This is a genomic window from Loktanella sp. Alg231-35 (assembly GCF_900143545.1).
Classification (GTDB): Bacteria; Pseudomonadota; Alphaproteobacteria; order Rhodobacterales; family Rhodobacteraceae; genus Yoonia.
This window is the reverse complement of sequence record NZ_FREV01000001.1, coordinates 544,617-560,755: the sequence shown is the minus strand read 5'-3', so window position 1 is coordinate 560,755 and position 16,139 is coordinate 544,617. Positions and strand designations below refer to the sequence as shown.

18 protein-coding genes are annotated in these 16,139 nt (G+C 58.3%); 10 read left to right on the top strand and 8 right to left on the bottom strand.

The genetic code is table 11. The annotated features are described in order from the left end of the window. Nucleotides 1-69: 69 nt before the first annotated feature. On the top strand, nt 70-822 hold the full coding sequence (locus DHN10_RS02855) for a hypothetical protein (protein ID WP_108813720.1): 753 nt from the start codon (nt 70-72) through the stop codon (nt 820-822). Between the two features lie 9 nt (nt 823-831). Here the strand turns inward: DHN10_RS02855 and DHN10_RS02850 are convergent, their stop codons facing one another. Next, entirely contained in the window at nt 832-2,019 is a 1,188-nt protein-coding gene (locus DHN10_RS02850) for a winged helix-turn-helix domain-containing protein (protein ID WP_108813719.1), read from the bottom strand. Beyond that, on the bottom strand, nt 2,016-2,459 hold the full coding sequence (locus DHN10_RS02845; protein WP_108813718.1) for an ion channel: 444 nt from the start codon (nt 2,457-2,459) through the stop codon (nt 2,016-2,018). Before DHN10_RS02845 ends, DHN10_RS02850 begins: the two co-directional genes overlap by 4 nt. 62 nt (nt 2,460-2,521) lie before the next feature. On the opposite strand from DHN10_RS02845, the gene smpB reads away from it, so the two are divergent. The 6 genes from smpB (at nt 2,522) to DHN10_RS02815 (ending at nt 7,177) form a co-directional block, all read left to right on the top strand. Then, the gene (gene smpB, locus DHN10_RS02840) at nt 2,522-2,995 is read left to right on the top strand and encodes an SsrA-binding protein SmpB (protein WP_108813717.1); all 474 of its coding nucleotides are present in this window, start codon (nt 2,522-2,524) and stop codon (nt 2,993-2,995) included. A 297-nt stretch (nt 2,996-3,292) separates the two neighbouring features. Further along, entirely contained in the window at nt 3,293-3,568 is a 276-nt protein-coding gene (locus DHN10_RS02835) for a hypothetical protein (protein WP_108813716.1), read from the top strand. A 178-nt stretch (nt 3,569-3,746) separates the two neighbouring features. After that, complete coding sequence (gene sseA / locus DHN10_RS02830; protein ID WP_108813715.1) at nt 3,747-4,610, top strand: 3-mercaptopyruvate sulfurtransferase; 864 nt, start codon at nt 3,747-3,749, stop codon at nt 4,608-4,610. Nucleotides 4,611-4,613: 3 nt separating this feature from the next. Further along, on the top strand, nt 4,614-5,798 hold the full coding sequence (locus DHN10_RS02825) for an amino acid aminotransferase (protein ID WP_108813714.1): 1,185 nt from the start codon (nt 4,614-4,616) through the stop codon (nt 5,796-5,798). A gap of 60 nt (nt 5,799-5,858) precedes the next feature. Beyond that, nucleotides 5,859-6,104 (top strand): hypothetical protein, encoded by a 246-nt coding sequence (locus DHN10_RS02820; protein WP_108813713.1) that lies wholly within the window; start codon nt 5,859-5,861, stop codon nt 6,102-6,104. 116 nt (nt 6,105-6,220) lie between these two features. Further along, nucleotides 6,221-7,177, top strand: coding sequence for an L-malyl-CoA/beta-methylmalyl-CoA lyase (locus DHN10_RS02815; protein ID WP_108813712.1), 957 nt, complete (start codon nt 6,221-6,223; stop codon nt 7,175-7,177). 9 nt (nt 7,178-7,186) lie between these two features. On the opposite strand, the gene DHN10_RS02810 is transcribed toward DHN10_RS02815, so the two are convergent. Further along, entirely contained in the window at nt 7,187-7,819 is a 633-nt protein-coding gene (locus DHN10_RS02810; protein WP_234416963.1) for a hypothetical protein, read from the bottom strand. A gap of 147 nt (nt 7,820-7,966) precedes the next feature. On the opposite strand from DHN10_RS02810, the gene DHN10_RS02805 reads away from it, so the two are divergent. Then, nucleotides 7,967-8,929: an acetyl-CoA carboxylase carboxyltransferase subunit alpha gene (locus DHN10_RS02805; RefSeq protein ID WP_108813911.1), complete on the top strand. Its 963-nt coding sequence runs from the start codon at nt 7,967-7,969 to the stop codon at nt 8,927-8,929. Nucleotides 8,930-8,931: 2 nt separating this feature from the next. After that, a complete protein-coding gene (locus DHN10_RS02800) occupies nt 8,932-9,603 on the top strand; it encodes a M50 family metallopeptidase (protein ID WP_108813711.1) in 672 nt (223 codons plus the stop codon). Here the strand turns inward: DHN10_RS02800 and DHN10_RS02795 are convergent, their stop codons facing one another. From DHN10_RS02795 to DHN10_RS02780, 4 genes are read right to left on the bottom strand one after another with little or no spacing between them, the layout of a single operon-like run. Next, nucleotides 9,604-10,212 (bottom strand): pyridoxamine 5'-phosphate oxidase family protein, encoded by a 609-nt coding sequence (locus DHN10_RS02795; RefSeq protein ID WP_108813710.1) that lies wholly within the window; start codon nt 10,210-10,212, stop codon nt 9,604-9,606. After that, on the bottom strand, nt 10,205-10,933 hold the full coding sequence (locus DHN10_RS02790; protein WP_108813709.1) for a lysophospholipid acyltransferase family protein: 729 nt from the start codon (nt 10,931-10,933) through the stop codon (nt 10,205-10,207). The genes DHN10_RS02795 and DHN10_RS02790 overlap by 8 nt, the downstream gene beginning before the upstream one ends. After that, a complete protein-coding gene (locus DHN10_RS02785) occupies nt 10,930-11,823 on the bottom strand; it encodes a cell division protein FtsX (protein ID WP_108813708.1) in 894 nt (297 codons plus the stop codon). The genes DHN10_RS02790 and DHN10_RS02785 overlap by 4 nt, the downstream gene beginning before the upstream one ends. Next, on the bottom strand, nt 11,820-12,494 hold the full coding sequence (locus DHN10_RS02780) for a cell division ATP-binding protein FtsE (protein ID WP_108813707.1): 675 nt from the start codon (nt 12,492-12,494) through the stop codon (nt 11,820-11,822). The genes DHN10_RS02785 and DHN10_RS02780 overlap by 4 nt, the downstream gene beginning before the upstream one ends. A 168-nt stretch (nt 12,495-12,662) precedes the next feature. Between DHN10_RS02780 and DHN10_RS02775 the strand changes: the two genes are divergently transcribed. Continuing rightward, nucleotides 12,663-13,439, top strand: coding sequence for a zinc-ribbon domain-containing protein (locus DHN10_RS02775; protein WP_234416961.1), 777 nt, complete (start codon nt 12,663-12,665; stop codon nt 13,437-13,439). Nucleotides 13,440-13,449: 10 nt separating this feature from the next. Here DHN10_RS02775 and DHN10_RS02770 read toward each other — a convergent pair whose 3' ends face one another. After that, nucleotides 13,450-16,095: a DUF4175 domain-containing protein gene (locus DHN10_RS02770; protein ID WP_108813706.1), complete on the bottom strand. Its 2,646-nt coding sequence runs from the start codon at nt 16,093-16,095 to the stop codon at nt 13,450-13,452. Nucleotides 16,096-16,139: the final 44 nt, after the last annotated feature.

Below are 16,139 nucleotides of genomic sequence, written 5' to 3'. Positions count from 1 at the left end.
CAGGATGCGCGCCAGCAAGGCGGCGCGCATCTTCACCAGCCCGACCATCCTGGCGACAGAAGGTGATATATGGATATCGACGTCCTGCAGGATCTGATCAACTCTGATGTCATCACGTCCCTTGACGTCGGCATGTTTGACGACGCTGACATCCTGAATGTGGTGTTGCAGCGTTCTCAGGTTCTTTTCGATGTGCCACGCGGTGGTCGCCTGATCCGGCGTTGGACGGATGGCGACAGCACGCCACTTGAAACTGTCATCGATCAAAAGGGATATGATCTGGTCAAGCGAGCCATCGCGATAGCCTACATCGAATATCTAGCGCTCAAGGCGCATCTTCCCAAAGATGGCATCAAGTCAGTTGCCGATATCGGCTGTGGCTACGCCTTTGTGGATCTGTTCATCAGCCGTGACTTTGATGCGGATTTGACACTGATCGATATCGAGGAAAGCGAAGTTCGGGATTTTGGATTTCAGCAACAGGGCGCGGGTTATTCCAACCTGCGCAAGGCTAAGGCGTTTCTGGTGGCCAATGGTGTCTCTGCCGACAAGATATCGTTGGTAAATCCAAACAATACGGACGTGATGGGTACAGCCAATGTCGATCTCGCGATCAGCTTGCTCAGCTGCGGTTTCCACTACCCGGTTTCGACATACAGCACTTATTTTTCGAAGACGTTGAACGCGGGGGGCGCGGTTGTTCTGGACATCCGCGACAAGAACTTTGCAGAGCAATCCGAAGCAATTGCGCAATTCGGCAAGGTTTCAGCCAGTTACGACATTGCCCGCCGGACACAGCGTTTCATTATCTCGAAAACCTAACCGCCGGTTCTAACGCACCCACGATTCCGCATAGTCAATCTGCTCACATCCACCAAAAGCCGCCGCGCGTTCCAACTCATTCGCAAGCGCCTTCATCCGCCCCTCGCCCATCCGCACACCCGCTTCCGGCCAGAAGGCCCGAACGGCAAGCACATCACCGTCCCGCTTCATATCGATCCGCCCGATCAGACGGTCGCCCTCCATCACGGGAAAGACATAGTAGCCATATTTGCGCTTCGGCGCAGGCACGAATATCTCGATCCTGTAGTGGAACCCAAACAAGCGCTCCGCCCGTTTGCGATCCCGCAAAGCAGGATCAAAGGGCGACAGAATGCGCACGCGCGGCGTGGGCGCTGGGACGGGCAAATCCATGGCATCAGGCCAAGCAAAAGAGCGGCGGAGCTTGCCATCAAAGCCCTCCACGTCAATCTCGACTATGCGGCCCTCGGCCAATGCAGCCTGGCACCAAGCCTTGGCCTCGGCTGGGGTCACATGATCCCAAAACGCAGCCAACTCACCGCTGGTGGCAAATCCCAGACGATCCATGGCCCCAGCACAGCACCATTCAATCGTGTCTACTTCTTGATGGCGGCGGTTCAGATGTTCGGCCGGAATGACGCGCTCGGTCAAATCATAGACCTTCGTGAACCCATCGCGCCGGACCACTGACAACTGGCCAGAGCGCCACAGATACTCCAACGCGGTCTTGGAGGGATGCCAATCCCACCAGCCACCCGATCCGCGGCTTTCGTCCGTGCCCACATCACCCGAGGTGCAACACCCATTGTCAGAGATATGGCGCAATACATCATCAATCTTGGCCATGAAATCACCGCGACGCCATTCCTTCCAGCGCTGCTCCATCCGGGTGGCATCGCGGGCAAAGCGCAAGCGCCAATGGGCGAAGCTCTTAATCGGGATGGTGGCGGCATCGTGGGTCCAATGCTCAAACAGCTGACGGTCGCGGTGCAGCAGATGTTGCAACGCTTTTGGGCGAAACTGCTGGCGGCGGGACCACAGGATCAGATCATGGGCGCGGGCAAAGGTATTTACACTGTCAAGTTGCACAAATCCCAGATTGCCGATCACGGCCTCCAGATCAGGGCCCTTACCGGGGCCCGAGGGACGATCAGCTAACCCATGTTTGGCCAGAAACAAATGGCGGGCGGCGCGGTTATTCAGAACGGGAACGGTCATGTGTCTTGGGCGACCGCTGCCCGCTGTTGCAAACGCAATTGGCGCAGCGTCTCGACCATCGCGGCTGTCATCAACCCGATATTCAACAGACCGTTCAACGCAGCCATTCCCCCCAACAAGCGCCACTCCATGGGCAACAGGATGTCACCAAACCCAAGGGTGGTAAACGCAACGAGCGCAAAATAGATCGATTCTTCCACGGATCCGAAAATACCCAACCCCAAAAACGTCAGCGCCCAAAGCCAAACCGCGATTGTCATCTGCAACAGCACCCAAATGGCCGTGGCACAAAGCACGAGCATCAGCTTGGGCCGGTGCGGCGCACGGGTCAGCCAGGGACCGACCACCGTCAGGCGCCATTCAAAAAACCAAAAACTGATCCCGGCGATCATGACGGACGCAATCAACAGCGCTGTGCCTATCAGGATTTGTACGAACATCTCTTCTCCTGCTCCGGGGCAACCTTGCCCCCCGGGCCCTTCTCGCCTATCTGATGCCAACTATGGCCAAGAAACCGGAAAACAAAAACTACAAAGTCGTCGCCGAAAACCGGCGCGCGCGCTATGACTATGCCATCGAAGAAGATCTTGAGGTCGGGATCATCCTGATGGGGTCCGAGGTAAAGTCACTGCGCACCGGCCAATCCAATATCGCCGACAGCTATGCCTCTGTGGACGACGGCGAATTGTGGCTGACCAACGCCTATATCGCACCATATGAGCAGGCAATGTTCACCCATGAAGAACGACGCAAGCGCAAGCTGCTGGCCAGCAAACGCGAGGTTGCGCGGCTGTGGAATGCCACCAAACGCGAAGGTATGACGCTGGTGCCCCTCGTGATGTATTTCAACGACCGCGGCTTGGTGAAGTTGAAGATCGCCACGGCCAAAGGCAAGAAAAACCACGACAAACGCGCAACCGAGGCCAAACGAGATTGGGGCCGGCAAAAGCAACGGTTGCTGCGGCACGGAGAGTAAGCGGGGTGCGGCAGGTTGGCCGCAGTCTGGCGGAATTCGCCAGTTCGCTATTCCCAGCCAGTGCTCCAACAGCAGCAAAGGCTGCACGGCCAACAATACAAAGGCCAAAGCAACACCCCCACCACCTCGCGACGGGGACAACTGCCCTCCGTTTCCCCTTTGCTCAAACCCGCCAATCGTCACAAAAATACAATTGATGCTTGTGCCGTAGGACGCGGGCATTCACTTTATTACTGCACGGTCCGGGCCCGGCTGGTGCGCTTTCAAAAGAAATGGGCCCGCAACGAAGGGACAACCATGGAACAACTTATCATTCAGCTCATCTCGGGGGCCGTTGGCGGGAACGTCGCAGGTGGCGTGATGAAGAACCTGTCGCTGGGCACTTTGGGCAACTCGATTGCAGGGATCGTGGGCGGTGGCCTTGGCGGCCAGATCCTCGGTGCTGTCATGGGTGGCGCGGGCGGCGGCGGCCTTGATATCGGCAGCATCCTGACTCAGGTTGCCGGTGGCGGTGTCGGCGGTGGCGTCGCGCTGGCTGTTGTTGGCGTCGTCAAGAACATGATGGCCAAGTAAGCCAGACCAAACCAATTTAGGTAAACGCCGTGCGCCAGTGATGGCGCGCGGCGTTGCCATTCTGCGGTACCGTTATCGCAGGATAACTGCGCCTCATGTACGTGATTTCTAAGGCGGTCCCTTGTCATGGATGCCCTCAGCCGTTACGTCTGGCGCGATTGCCAAGAGAGGCCGCGCGATGTCTGTTAGTCAACCTGATGATCCCAAAACGCTGGTCAGCGCGGACTGGCTGGCAGCGCACCTCAAGGACCCTGATCTGCGTATCTTTGATGCCTCTTGGTATCTGCCCGACATGGGCCGTAATCCCAAGGCAGAATACGCCGCTGGCCATATCCCTGGTGCGCGGTTCTTTGATATTGATGAAATTAGCGACGCCCGCTCTGAGCTGCCACATATGGCTCCACCGGTCGAGAAATTTATGTCTCGCATGCGCGCGCTCGGCGTCGGCGACGGGCATCAGGTCGTGGTCTATGACGGGCTGGGCTTGTTTTCCGCCGCGCGGGTATGGTGGCTTTTCAAACTCATGGGGCAGCATAATGTGGCTGTGCTAGATGGCGGTCTGCCCAAGTGGCTGGCAGACGGGCATCGCACAACGAAAACGGCCCCCACAATCCGCGACCGACACATGACGATGAAGCCCGAGATGCACCGCGTTCGCGACGTGACCGAGGTCGCGCGGGCCGCCAAACTGCAAGATCACGCCATCATTGATGCGCGCCCCGCCGCGCGTTTTCGCGGAGAGGCCGAAGAGCCACGAGAAGGCATGCGCTCGGGGCATATTCCGGGATCGCAGAACGTCTTTTTCAGGGATCTGCTGAATGCCGACGGCACGATGAAGGCGCCCACCGCGCTGCGCACCGTTTTCGTTGATGCAGGCGTCGATCTGCGCAAACCCGTCATCACGACCTGCGGGTCCGGTGTGACAGCAGCAATTCTATCTTTGGCCCTTGAACGGATCGGGAAAACCGACCATGCGCTCTATGACGGCTCATGGTCCGAATGGGGCATGTTCGCCGACCTACCAATCGCTACCGGAGCCTGACAAATGCTTGAGAACCTCACTGCGCAACCCGCTGACAAGATCCTTGCCCTGATGGCCAAGTACAAGGCCGACACGCGCAGCGACAAGGTTGATCTTGGTGTTGGTGTCTACAAAGATGCTACAGGCAACACGCCGGTTATGCGTGCGGTGAAAGAGGCAGAGCGACGCATCCTCGCCGATCAATCCACAAAGGCTTATACCGGGTTGGCTGGTGATCCCGCCTTTGGCGCGGTCATGAAGGACCTTGTGCTGGGCGACAGTGTGCGAGACGAGCGCGTTGCGGCTGTTGCTACTCCCGGTGGGACGGGTGCCATCCGTCAGGCGCTGGAACTGATCCGGTTGGCCGCACCCACGGCCACCGTCTGGCTGTCCAATCCGACATGGCCGAACCATCCATCGATCATCAAATATCTGGGCATGAAGATGTCCGAATACCGCTATTTTGACAGCGAAACGCGCGGTGTCGATTTTGCAGGGCTGATGGCCGATTTGGAAAAGGTGGCCCCTGGTGACATCGTTCTGCTGCACGGCTGCTGCCACAACCCGACCGGTGCCAACCTGACTTATGAACAAATGGCGCAGATCATCGGCGTGATGCAAAACAAAGGCGCTGTGCCTTTCATCGACATTGCCTATCAAGGCTTTGGAGACGGGTTGGCCGAAGACGCCAAGGCAACCCGCCAAATCGCCAGCAGCTTTGAGAACTGCCTGATCGCGGCAAGCTGTTCCAAGAATTTTGGCATTTACCGCGAACGCACCGGCGTTCTGATGGCGGTTTGCAAGGACGCCGATCAGCAGGCGTTGGCGCAGCAAAATCTGGCGTTCCTGAACCGTCAGAACTACTCTTTCCCACCCGATCACGGCGCGCGGGTTGTCACAACCATCCTGCAAGACCCTGATCTGCGCGCAGATTGGGAGGCAGAGCTGGAAGAAACCCGTAACGGTATGCTGGCCTTGCGCCAACAATTGGCGGATGAGCTCAAGCGCCTGACCAATAGCGACCGCTTTGATTTTCTCAGCACTCATCGCGGCATGTTCAGCCGTCTGGGCACCACGCCCGAGAAGGTTGAAAAGCTGCGCGGCGATCACGGCATCTATATGGTCGGTGACAGCCGGATGAACATTGCAGGGCTGAACGCACAGACTGTGCCAGTGCTGGCCAAAGCAATAGTTGACGCGGAGGTGTAGACCCTTTGGATTGGGAACACTGCCAAAATCAGCCTGTTCTGTCATGAGGTTCCAGAATAGATGCGCTGGTTTTTGAAAGTCGCAATCCTGACGATCGTTGGGTTACTTCTGGCGCTGGCGGGCCTGATTTTCTGGCATGACTTCCCCGTCGCCTACATGGACCTGAATGATGATAAATTCATCTCACCGCGGGAAATGATCAGAAGCCTTGATCTGGGGTATCGGACTGTCGGGCAAGCGGACACCAGTTGTGTCGAAATCTTCACATTGAGAGATGGGCAAGCCATCAAGCACATCTGCCGATAGTAATCTTGCCGCAAAGACAGGTATGCTGCATCTGCAAAATCGACTTGCTCACTGTCGCGCAATAATCTACCCGTTGCACAACTCGTGACGCAATATTGATACGTTAAGGATCACCCATGTCATTCCGCCTGCAACCCACACCCCCTGCCCGTCCGAACCGTTGCCAGCTTTTTGGCCCCGGCTCCAACACCAAGCTGTTTGAAAAGATGGCGGCAAGTGCGGCGGATGTCATCAACCTTGACCTCGAAGACAGCGTGTCGCCTTCCGACAAGTACACCGCGCGCGCCAATGTCATACAAGCCATCAACGATGTGGATTGGAATACAAAATACCTGTCCGTGCGGATCAACGGCCTCGACACGCCGTATTGGTACAAGGACGTCGTCGACGTGTTGGAGCAGGCAGGTGACCGCATTGATCAGATCATGATCCCCAAGGTGGGTTGTGCGGCGGATGTCTATGCGGTTGATGCGCTTGTGACGGCAATCGAAACAGCCAAAGGTCGGACCAAGCCGATTAGCTTTGAGGTGATCATCGAATCTGCGGCCGGCATCGCCCATGTCGAAGAAATTGCCGCCAGTTCACCACGCATGGCCGCGATGAGCCTGGGTGCCGCTGATTTTGCAGCCTCCATGGGCATGCAAACGACGGGCATCGGGGGCACGCAAGAAAACTACTACATGCTACACGGCGAAGCGCGGCATTATTCCGATCCGTGGCATTGGGCGCAGACGGCGATTGTTGCAGCGTGCCGGACCCATGGGGTGCTACCCGTGGATGGGCCATTTGGCGATTTCAGTGATGATGAAGGCTATCGCGCGCAGGCGCGCCGTTCGGCCACATTGGGAATGGTCGGCAAATGGGCGATCCACCCCAAGCAGATTGCCCTGGCCAATGAGGTGTTCACGCCATCAGACGAAGCCGTCGCCGAAGCCCGCGAAATCCTTGCCGCCATGGAAGACGCCAAGGCGCGGGGCGAAGGGGCGACGGTCTATAAGGGGCGTCTTGTTGATATCGCCTCGATCAAACAGGCCGAGGTGATTGTGCGCCAGTCCGAGATGATCTCGGGCTGACGCCAAATTTTAGTAGTCGCGTAGGGCAATCGCCCCATAGCCGCAGAGCCTGCTGCAATCGGTTGCGTCCGTGCCAAAGCTGTTGGTTGAGACGACAGAGGCTGACCCCATGCCTTCAAAGCGCGGATCATCGCATTCGCCATCATAAGCATATTCACCGCTGTCGTCGCCAAAGTTGACGGCATCGCATTGCGTGGCCTGAATGGCGGCTGTCATGTCCCAGAACGCCACCAGACCAGACTCCAACGCGCTTCGGCAATCGGCGGCATCTGTGCCAATGCCCGAGATCGCAAGATCGGATGCCATGCCTGCGCCATAAAAGCGACGGTCATCACATTCGCCATCATTGGCCCATTCGTTGGTGTCGTCACCAAAGACCGGATCGCGTTCAATCTCCAACGGGGCTTCGCCGCGTAGCGCCAATCGGCCCGCTTCATATGCTGTCCGGCAGTCGGTTGCATCTGCCCGAATATCCGCATCCAAAAGCGGCGTCGTTGTCATCCCCGGCCCTTCAAAGCGCGGATCATCACATTCGCCGTCATTGGACCATTGTCCGCTGTCATCACCAAAGTCGATAGATTGGGCAAATGCTGGGCCTGTCAGACCAAGAGTAGTTGCCGCAATGAGACTGAGAATACGCATGTCTAATTTCCTGATGTTGTGACGTTTGTTGAAATTCTGCCAACTATCTGCCGATTGTAAACGGCATTTTTATGGCACGGCCCGCCGTTGCCATTTTCTGGGCCATACCCCATATATCAAAGTGATATCGCAGAAGGCCGCATGTTCATGACCCAATACCTCGACTTCGAAAAACCGCTTGCCGAAATCGAAGGCAAAGCCGAAGAGCTTCGTGCAATGGCCCGCGACAACCCTGAGATGGACGTGGAAAAAGAGGCCAGTGCGCTGGACAAAAAGGCCGCTGACCTTCTCAAATCGCTTTATGCTGACCTGACCCCATGGCGCAAATGCCAAGTGGCCCGCCACCCAGAGCGCCCCCATTGCCAAGATTACATTGACGCGCTGTTCACGGAATACACGCCGCTGGCCGGTGACCGGAACTTTGCCGATGATCACGCTGTTATGGGCGGGATTGCACGGCTCGACGGCACCCCTGTGATGGTGATTGGCCATGAAAAGGGCAATGATACGAAATCCCGGATTGAGCGTAATTTTGGCATGGCCCGCCCCGAAGGATACCGCAAGGCGATCCGCTTGATGGAGCTGGCCAACCGTTTTGGCCTGCCCGTGATCACGCTGGTCGACACCCCCGGCGCATATCCCGGCAAAGGCGCCGAAGAACGCGGCCAATCCGAAGCGATCGCGCGGTCAACCGAAAAATGTCTGGAACTCGGCGTGCCCCTGATCAGTGTTGTGATCGGCGAAGGCGGCTCTGGCGGGGCTGTGGCCTTTGCGACGGCTAATCGCGTGGCGATGCTCGATCATTCGATCTATTCAGTGATCAGCCCCGAAGGCTGCGCCTCGATCCTGTGGAAAGACGCCGAGAAAATGCGCGAATCCGCCGAGGCGCTGCGCCTGACCTCCAAGGATCTGCACGAGATCGGCGTTTGCGACCGGATCATTGCAGAGCCCGAAGGCGGCGCGCATCGTAATCCTAAGGTCGCCATCGATGCCGTCGGCGAGGCACTGGTTTCAATGTTAAATGAATTGCGCAACCTATCCGGTGAAAAACTGCGCGCGGATCGGCGGCGCAAGTATCTTGATCTGGGCTCAAAGGGCCTCGCTGCCTGAGTTTGGCACTGATCAAGGGACATTGGCAGCTTTTGCTGCTCACCGCTTTGGTGTTTGCCTTGTGGCAGACATCTGCTGTGACCCCACTCAAGATCCTCATCGTGTTCTTTCATGAAGCCGCCCATGCCATTGCTACAGTTCTGACCGGTGGCGAGGTTGTCAGTCTCAACATCACCCCAGACCAAGGCGGCTCGGTCTGGAGCCGGGGTGGCAATCGTTTCATCACACTGACCGCTGGCTATCTTGGGTCACTCTTGATCGGGATCGGCCTGCTGATGGCTGCCACACGCACAAAGGCGGATCGCACGATTATGGCGGGTTGCGGTGTGGTGATGCTGGTGATTGCCGGGCTTTACATCCGCAGCGGCTTTGCGCTCAGCTTTACGATTGCTGCGGGTGTTGGGATGCTCGTGCTGGCGCGATACTTTAGCCATGGCGTCAACGATATGGCGTTGCGGGTGATGGGGCTGAGCAGCATGATCTACGTGCCCTATGACATCTTCAGCGACACGCTGGCGCGATCTGGTCTGCGGTCGGACGCGCGGATGTTGGCAGAAGAATTCGGCGGAACCACCATGATGTGGGGTGTTCTCTGGCTAGTGATCAGCCTTGCGATGATCGCATGGTGCCTGCGTTACGGGCTGGGGCGCAGCAGTAATTTGAGGCTACGGTAGCTACCACATCGTCTTGGCGGCACGCGTGCCCCATGCAGCATCATATTCGGCACCGTCAAAGCCGTCTTTTTGCTCGGCAAGCATCTCACCAATGGTTGGCAGATCACCGCTTTCATCACCTGCAGACCATGTTCCGGCACGCATCAATGCACGGGCGCATTGGCTGTAAACCTCTTTGATCGTGATCACGATCACGCTGCGGGGCTGGCGACCTTTTTGGTCGAAACGGTCCAGAAGGGCCGGATCAAGCGACACCACAGCCTGACCGTTCACCCGGATGACGTTGTTTGATCCCGGCACTACAAACATCAGGCTGATGCGCCCGTCGGCCACAATATTGCGCAGGGTATCAATGCGGTTATTGCCACGCCAATCAGGCAGCAACAACGTCTTGGCATCCGGCACCTGCACCACGGGGCCATCATCGCCGCGCGGACTGCCATCGGTGCCTTCTGGCCCAACCGTTGACACCACGCACAACCGCGAAGCCATGATCCATTTGGCATAAAGCGGGGTTAGTTGATCGGCCACTTTGATCAGCGAAGCCTCACCGGGTTGTCCATAAAGCGCCTCTAAAGCGGCAATATCGTGGACAATGTGGTTAGCCATCAAACCCGGCCTCTTTGTTTAGCCGGTCACAGGCGGTTTCAATCTCTGTTTCAAGCTTTGCCATGAAATCGTCAACCTCCAGGCCCGGTTCGATCCTTGGCAGGAATTCAAACACAGCCGTACCGGGTTTGCGATACACGCCACGCTTGGGCCAGAAAACACCAACGTTCGTGGCCACAGGCACAACAGGCTGGCCCAATTCACGGTAAAGCACTCCGGTGCCCACCTTATACGGGGCCTTAACCCCCGGTGCGATACGGGTACCTTGCGGATAGATGATCAACTGTCCTGCGTGCGCGCGACCTGCCTCAACATCGGCAATCATCTTTTTGATGGCCTGGCCACGTTTGCCACGGTCCACTGGGATACAGCCGATGCGAAGGCCAAATTGCCCAACGATGGGGGCATATTTCAGGATCGCCTTGAAGATGAACTTGCCGCGCGGAATGGCGCCATAGATCAACAGCACATCAAGGAACGACTGGTGTTTGGGGGCTACCATCACCTCATCCGTGGGCGGCTCGCCCCGGATTTCCGATTTGAGGCCGATCATCCATCCTGCCGACCAACGAATATAGCGGCAATAGGCATGGCACCCTGCAACGGCCCCATTGGCCGAGATGATTGCCGGTATCGTGTAGATCACACCAACCACCAGGAGCGCCACATACATCTGCGCGTTAAAGATCAGCGACCTGACCCATTGGATTGCATAGCTCATGTCATTTCTTTCAGTGTACGAAAGGCAGCAGCGCGGGTGGCCAAAAAGGCCACGACGGCGGACAGAAGCGGGATCAGGATCGGCCACAACCACGCAGCCCCGTCAAAGCCCACACCCATCAGGATGCTGCCAACCTGATCGTCGCTGGGCAAAAGCTGAACGCCGGCCACCCCAATAACCGTCCCCACTATGGCCCCCAAACCAGCACGTAACGTGTAGCGGCGCACGAAAGCGCGGGCGATGTAGACATCCTTTGCGCCCACAAGGCGCAAAACCCGGATCACCTGCTGATTTGCCGCAAGCGAGGCTTGCGCGGCCAGCGTGATCATCGCCGCTATTGTCGCGCCAATCAGAACTATCACAGCCCAGCCAATCAGCCGGACACGGCTGGCAGCTGCCACCAACGGTTCACGCCAGGCCGTGTGATCATCCAGCACAGCACCCGGCACCTGCGCCGTCAGCCGCGCGCGCAGCCCATCAATATCGTAGCCATCATCATCGGCCACAACCTCAACCAATTGCGGGACAGGTAGGCTGTCCAACGGCAAGTCAGGGCCAAACCATGGCTCTAGCAACGCCTGTTGTTCGTCCGACGACAAAACACGTACGCGCGCCACGCCAGGCGTCGTTTCGAGCACTTCCACAGCCGAAAGCAACAGATCATCCGCCATTTCTGGGTCCGCCGGCAACCTGAGCGTGGCCGACTGTGCCAGTTCATCTGCCCAGATGGCGGCCTGCCTGCCCGTGGTCAGCGAAATCGCCAGCGCAAAAACCGCCAGAAACGCCATGACACCCGCCACAAAAACGGTCAGCCGCGCAGTTAGCCCAGTGGGCGGCACGGCGCGATCAGCTTGCGGATCACCGACGATCAGTTCCAGCATGCCCTTCATAGCTCTGCTCCGGCTTGGGTCAGTTGACCATCTTTCAGGCGCAGAACCCGCGCGCTGACGTCTGATTTCATCGACCGGATCATCGCCAGATCATGTGTCGCAATCAGGATCGTCTTGCCCATCTTGTTTAGCTCGACCAGAAGGCTCAGCAGGCGCTGCGACATCTCCCAATCGACGTTGCCGGTGGGTTCATCGGCGATGATCACCTCGGGCGAAACAATAACGGCACGGGCAAGGGCCGCGCGCTGACGCTCCCCCCCCGAAAGCTCTGGCGGGCGTTGCCCTGACTGCGGCGCAAGCCCAACCCAATCAAGCAATTCTTGCAGGTTGCCTGCGGCCTCATTGGCGCGATCCGACACGGTCAGGGGCAGCGCTATGTTCTCGGCGATGTTCAGGTGATCAAGGAACTGGCAATCCTGATGAACCACGCCGATACGTCGGCGGGCCATCGCCACGGCATCGCGATCTAGGACAGCGGCATCCTGCCCAAAAAGCCGTACTTTGCCTGCCGATGCGCGCAAATCAGCGTAGCACAGGCGCAGCAACGTCGTTTTCCCCGCCCCCGAGGGCCCAGTCAGAAAATGGAAGGACCCCGGCGCAAGTGTCAGGGATAATTGGGAAAAAAGTGTTGTGTCGCCATACCCATATGAAACGTTGTCGAGTTCAATCACGGCGTTTTCCCTTGCCTACACATGTCCTTCTGCCCAAATCTGCAACAGGTTTCAATGTCCGACACCCCGCACGCGCGCAAATCCTTGGCGTTTGGCCAAGTCATTGCTAGATTGCAGGCGGCGGCAAAAAACAAACGACCAAAATGGCCGGGCAGAAGGATATGTAAGATGAGGCTGATTTGCCCCAACTGCAGCGCAGAGTATGACGTTGCGGATGATGTGATCCCGCAGGGCGGGCGTGATGTGCAATGCTCCAGTTGCACCAAGACTTGGTTCCAGACCGACAAGGCCGTGGTGCCACCGCCCGAGACCCCCTCTGGCCTGCTGACACCAGCTCCGAAGTCTGAAGGCAAGTCCGTCGAAGCGGGCGCGCCCACGGACGCCGCAACATCAGAGCGCAAGCCGCTTGATAGTGCGGTTGCAGACATCCTGCGCCAAGAAGCGGCACGCGATGGCAAAGGCCCTGCCGCCACCACCAAAGAAGAACCCGCACCCGCCCGCACTGAAAAGGTCGACGCGGATCAGACCCGCCAGCGCATCGCCTCAATGACCCAACAAGAAGGCGGCACACCCTCCGGCGCTGATGGGGCCGTAGCTGCCGAAGCCGCTGGCGCAGCCGCAAATCTGCGCACCGTGCCGGACATTAACGAGATCAACGCAGCCCTGCGCGCGCGCGCCGAGGCAAATGACACCTCTGGGCTGACCGCCAACGAAAAGGAAGAGGCGCAGCACAGACAGGGCTTTCGCCGTGGCTTTTTCTGGGTACTCATCCTGATTGCTATTCTGATCCTGCCTTATGTCTTTGCCGAACAGATCACCGAAAACCTGCCCCAAACACAGCCGATCATGGCGTCTTATGTGCTGACCGTGGATCAACTGCGGGTCTGGCTGGAAGTGCAGGTTGGCAATATTCAGGACATGATCGCAGGCTTTACGTCAGGCTAGGTTCAGGATCCTAAAACTGATCAAGCAACCGGCGCAGGTAGTCCCGTTCAACTTCGGGGCGGTTCTGCTCGGCTGAGCGGCGGCGGATTTCGCCCAGCAGTTCTTCGGCGCGGCGGTTGATCTCTTCGCGGCCCAGCAATTCCTGATCGGTGCCAAGTTGGCCAGTATTGCCCATCTCGCGGCCCAGTGGGTCGCGTTGACCGGGGATCGGACGGCCCGAGGCCTCACCCTGCTCTGATCCCTGCCCCGGTTCAGCATTCTGGTTTTCGGCCAGCGCTTGCCCCAGTTCGCGCATGCCGTTGCGCAGCGCATCCATGGCCTCGGCCTGACGATCAATGGCTTCGGCCAGATCATCGTTGCGCAATGCCTCCTCGGCACCTTCCATGGCATCCTCAGCACGCTCTAGCGAGCGGCGGGCGATTTCACCTGCTTCGTCATCCAGACTGGGCAACCCATCACGCTGGCGCTCCAGTTCTTCGCGCAGGGCGCGTTGTCGGTCCGCCAGGCTGCGCGGGTCACCTTCGCCACCTGCACCGTCACCGCGCTGTTCACCGCTTTGCCCGTCACGGCCCACACTTTGGCCGCGGCCCTGCTCGCCACCTTGGTTTTCCTGACCGCCATTCTGGCCCTGCTGGCCTTGGCCTCGCCGCTCACCAGAACGCTGTCCTTCGCCCTGCTGCCCCTGCTCTTGGCCTTGCTGGCCCTGTTGGCCGGGCTGTTGCTGCTGCTGGCCTTGATCGCTGGGATTGAATTGTTCTTGCAGGTCACTGAAACTGTCATCCGACAGCTCTTCTTGATCGCGCAGCGTGTCGGCAAGATCCTGCATTGATTGTTCACCCGGTGTTCGGGGGCCATCGCCGCCTTCACCTTGAGTGACCTGCATGTTCTCCATCATCTGGTTAAGCTGTTCCATCAGCTCTTGCGCCTCGGCCATACGGCCTTCTTCCATCAGTTCCTGGATGCGATCCATAAGCGCCTGCAGCTCGTCCATCGACATGGTTTCGCCCTGCTCACCACTGTCCGCCTGATCGGTACCGTCGTTGGGCTCCATCTCTTCGGCCAGCATGCGCAGGTAGTCGTCAGTCGCCTCACGCAGTTCCTGCATCAATTCAGCAATCTCTTCATCAGAAGCACCATTGCGCATCGCCTCTGACAGCCGTTCTTGCGCGCGGCGCAAGCGCTCTCGCGCGTCGGCCAGACGGCCGTCTTCCAGTTGGATGGCGAGTTCCCATAACGCCTCGGCCACTTCGGCTTGCCCTTCATCGGTCATGCCAAACTCAGCCATGTTATCAAGACGGCGGATGATTGCACGCAACCGCAGATATGTCGTCTCGTTCGAAAACAGCCCCTCAGGGCGATGCGAAACTGCGCGCAATATCTGGTTCACACGGCGCGCATTGGCCTTGGACCAAAGCAGATCGCGGCGTTGCTCGACAATCGCACGGGCGAAGGGCTGAAAAAAACGACGACCAGGCAAGATCATCGGTTCAGCCAGCGAGCTGCCGGTTTGTTCGGCGGCATCCGAGACTTCGAACTGCATGATCACAGGCAGATTGGCCAAAGGGTGCTTGCTCAGATCATCAACGAGGAATTCATCGAAATCCGCGCGATCCCCGGTGAATGGCATCGGCAGGTCCAGAACCAGCGGTTCCATCGGATCGGGATCAATGACCAACCCGTGCAGCCGGTCAACAGTGGCCAGATCAAGCGTGATGATCGCTGTCCCAAACTCAACCCCGTAATCGTCATAGGCCGTGAAAGGCTGGGACAATTCGCCCAGCGCATCAGCCTCGATCGGGCCGGTCAGCTCAACGGTGGGCGGCAGGTCCTCAACGGCGGTCACTTCCCAGGAGGTATCGCTGTCGCCTATGATCGTCAGCGTACCCGATTGGGTGATATCAAATTGCTGCTGGGCGTCTGAAGCCGCACCCACGTCGTCAACCCGGCCAGAGACCGTCTCGGCAACAGTCAACGCCCCAACCTCACCATAAAGACGCAATGTGATTTGGCTGCCTTCTGGCACGCGCAGCGGGCCTGCGGGAATGTCATTAAGGTAAAGCGCAGGTTTGCCGGTATAGGACGGCGGTTCGACCCAACCTTCCCAAACGGGGCCTGTTGCAAGGGTCTGTTCGCCACCTGTGACAATCTCGCCTACGGAAGTCACTCGGAACAGCGAGCCAAACAGCAATGCAGTGACAAAAAACAACAGCGCGATAAAGCGCAATCCATAAGGATCACGGTCCGATATCCGCAAATCCGGTTCAACCGGGCGGGCGTCCTTGGTGCGTTCCGCCATGCGGGCCATATGGGCCTGCCAGACAGCCTCGGAGGCCTGATCACCACTGCCGATGGCCTGCACATCGGCCACCGCGGCAATCGGACGGCCCGGCAGCGTAGCATCGACGCGTTCAACCGCTTCGGCCTTGGTGGGTACGCGAAACTTGCGGACACCCCAGACCAATGTGGCAATCAAACCAATGACAGATATGACAGCAGCGGCCCAGAACACCTCGAGCGGCAGTTCGTCCTGCCAGCCCATCATCAACGGCGCGAGCACCACAAACAGCACCGTCCAGAAAGGCCAAAACGCGCGAACAGCCTCTTCGGCCACCATACCAGCGCGCGTAAACGCGACCGGCAGGCGCAAATGGCGCATCTGGTCTTGCCGAGGTTTCAGCGGGCCTCTCCCTTTGGCGGTGG

Coding starts and splice junctions, on each gene's coding strand:
- DHN10_RS02855 (WP_108813720.1), top strand. CDS start 70: ATGGATATCGACGTCCTGCAGGATCTGATCAACTCTGATGTCATCACG.
- DHN10_RS02850 (WP_108813719.1), bottom strand. CDS start 2,019: ATGACCGTTCCCGTTCTGAATAACCGCGCCGCCCGCCATTTGTTTCTG.
- DHN10_RS02845 (WP_108813718.1), bottom strand. CDS start 2,459: ATGTTCGTACAAATCCTGATAGGCACAGCGCTGTTGATTGCGTCCGTC.
- smpB (WP_108813717.1), top strand. CDS start 2,522: ATGGCCAAGAAACCGGAAAACAAAAACTACAAAGTCGTCGCCGAAAAC.
- DHN10_RS02835 (WP_108813716.1), top strand. CDS start 3,293: ATGGAACAACTTATCATTCAGCTCATCTCGGGGGCCGTTGGCGGGAAC.
- sseA (WP_108813715.1), top strand. CDS start 3,747: ATGTCTGTTAGTCAACCTGATGATCCCAAAACGCTGGTCAGCGCGGAC.
- DHN10_RS02825 (WP_108813714.1), top strand. CDS start 4,614: ATGCTTGAGAACCTCACTGCGCAACCCGCTGACAAGATCCTTGCCCTG.
- DHN10_RS02820 (WP_108813713.1), top strand. CDS start 5,859: ATGCGCTGGTTTTTGAAAGTCGCAATCCTGACGATCGTTGGGTTACTT.
- DHN10_RS02815 (WP_108813712.1), top strand. CDS start 6,221: ATGTCATTCCGCCTGCAACCCACACCCCCTGCCCGTCCGAACCGTTGC.
- DHN10_RS02810 (WP_234416963.1), bottom strand. CDS start 7,819: ATGCGTATTCTCAGTCTCATTGCGGCAACTACTCTTGGTCTGACAGGC.
- DHN10_RS02805 (WP_108813911.1), top strand. CDS start 7,967: ATGACCCAATACCTCGACTTCGAAAAACCGCTTGCCGAAATCGAAGGC.
- DHN10_RS02795 (WP_108813710.1), bottom strand. CDS start 10,212: ATGGCTAACCACATTGTCCACGATATTGCCGCTTTAGAGGCGCTTTAT.
- DHN10_RS02790 (WP_108813709.1), bottom strand. CDS start 10,933: ATGAGCTATGCAATCCAATGGGTCAGGTCGCTGATCTTTAACGCGCAG.
- DHN10_RS02785 (WP_108813708.1), bottom strand. CDS start 11,823: ATGAAGGGCATGCTGGAACTGATCGTCGGTGATCCGCAAGCTGATCGC.
- DHN10_RS02775 (WP_234416961.1), top strand. CDS start 12,663: ATGAGGCTGATTTGCCCCAACTGCAGCGCAGAGTATGACGTTGCGGAT.
- DHN10_RS02770 (WP_108813706.1), bottom strand. CDS start 16,095: ATGCGCCATTTGCGCCTGCCGGTCGCGTTTACGCGCGCTGGTATGGTG.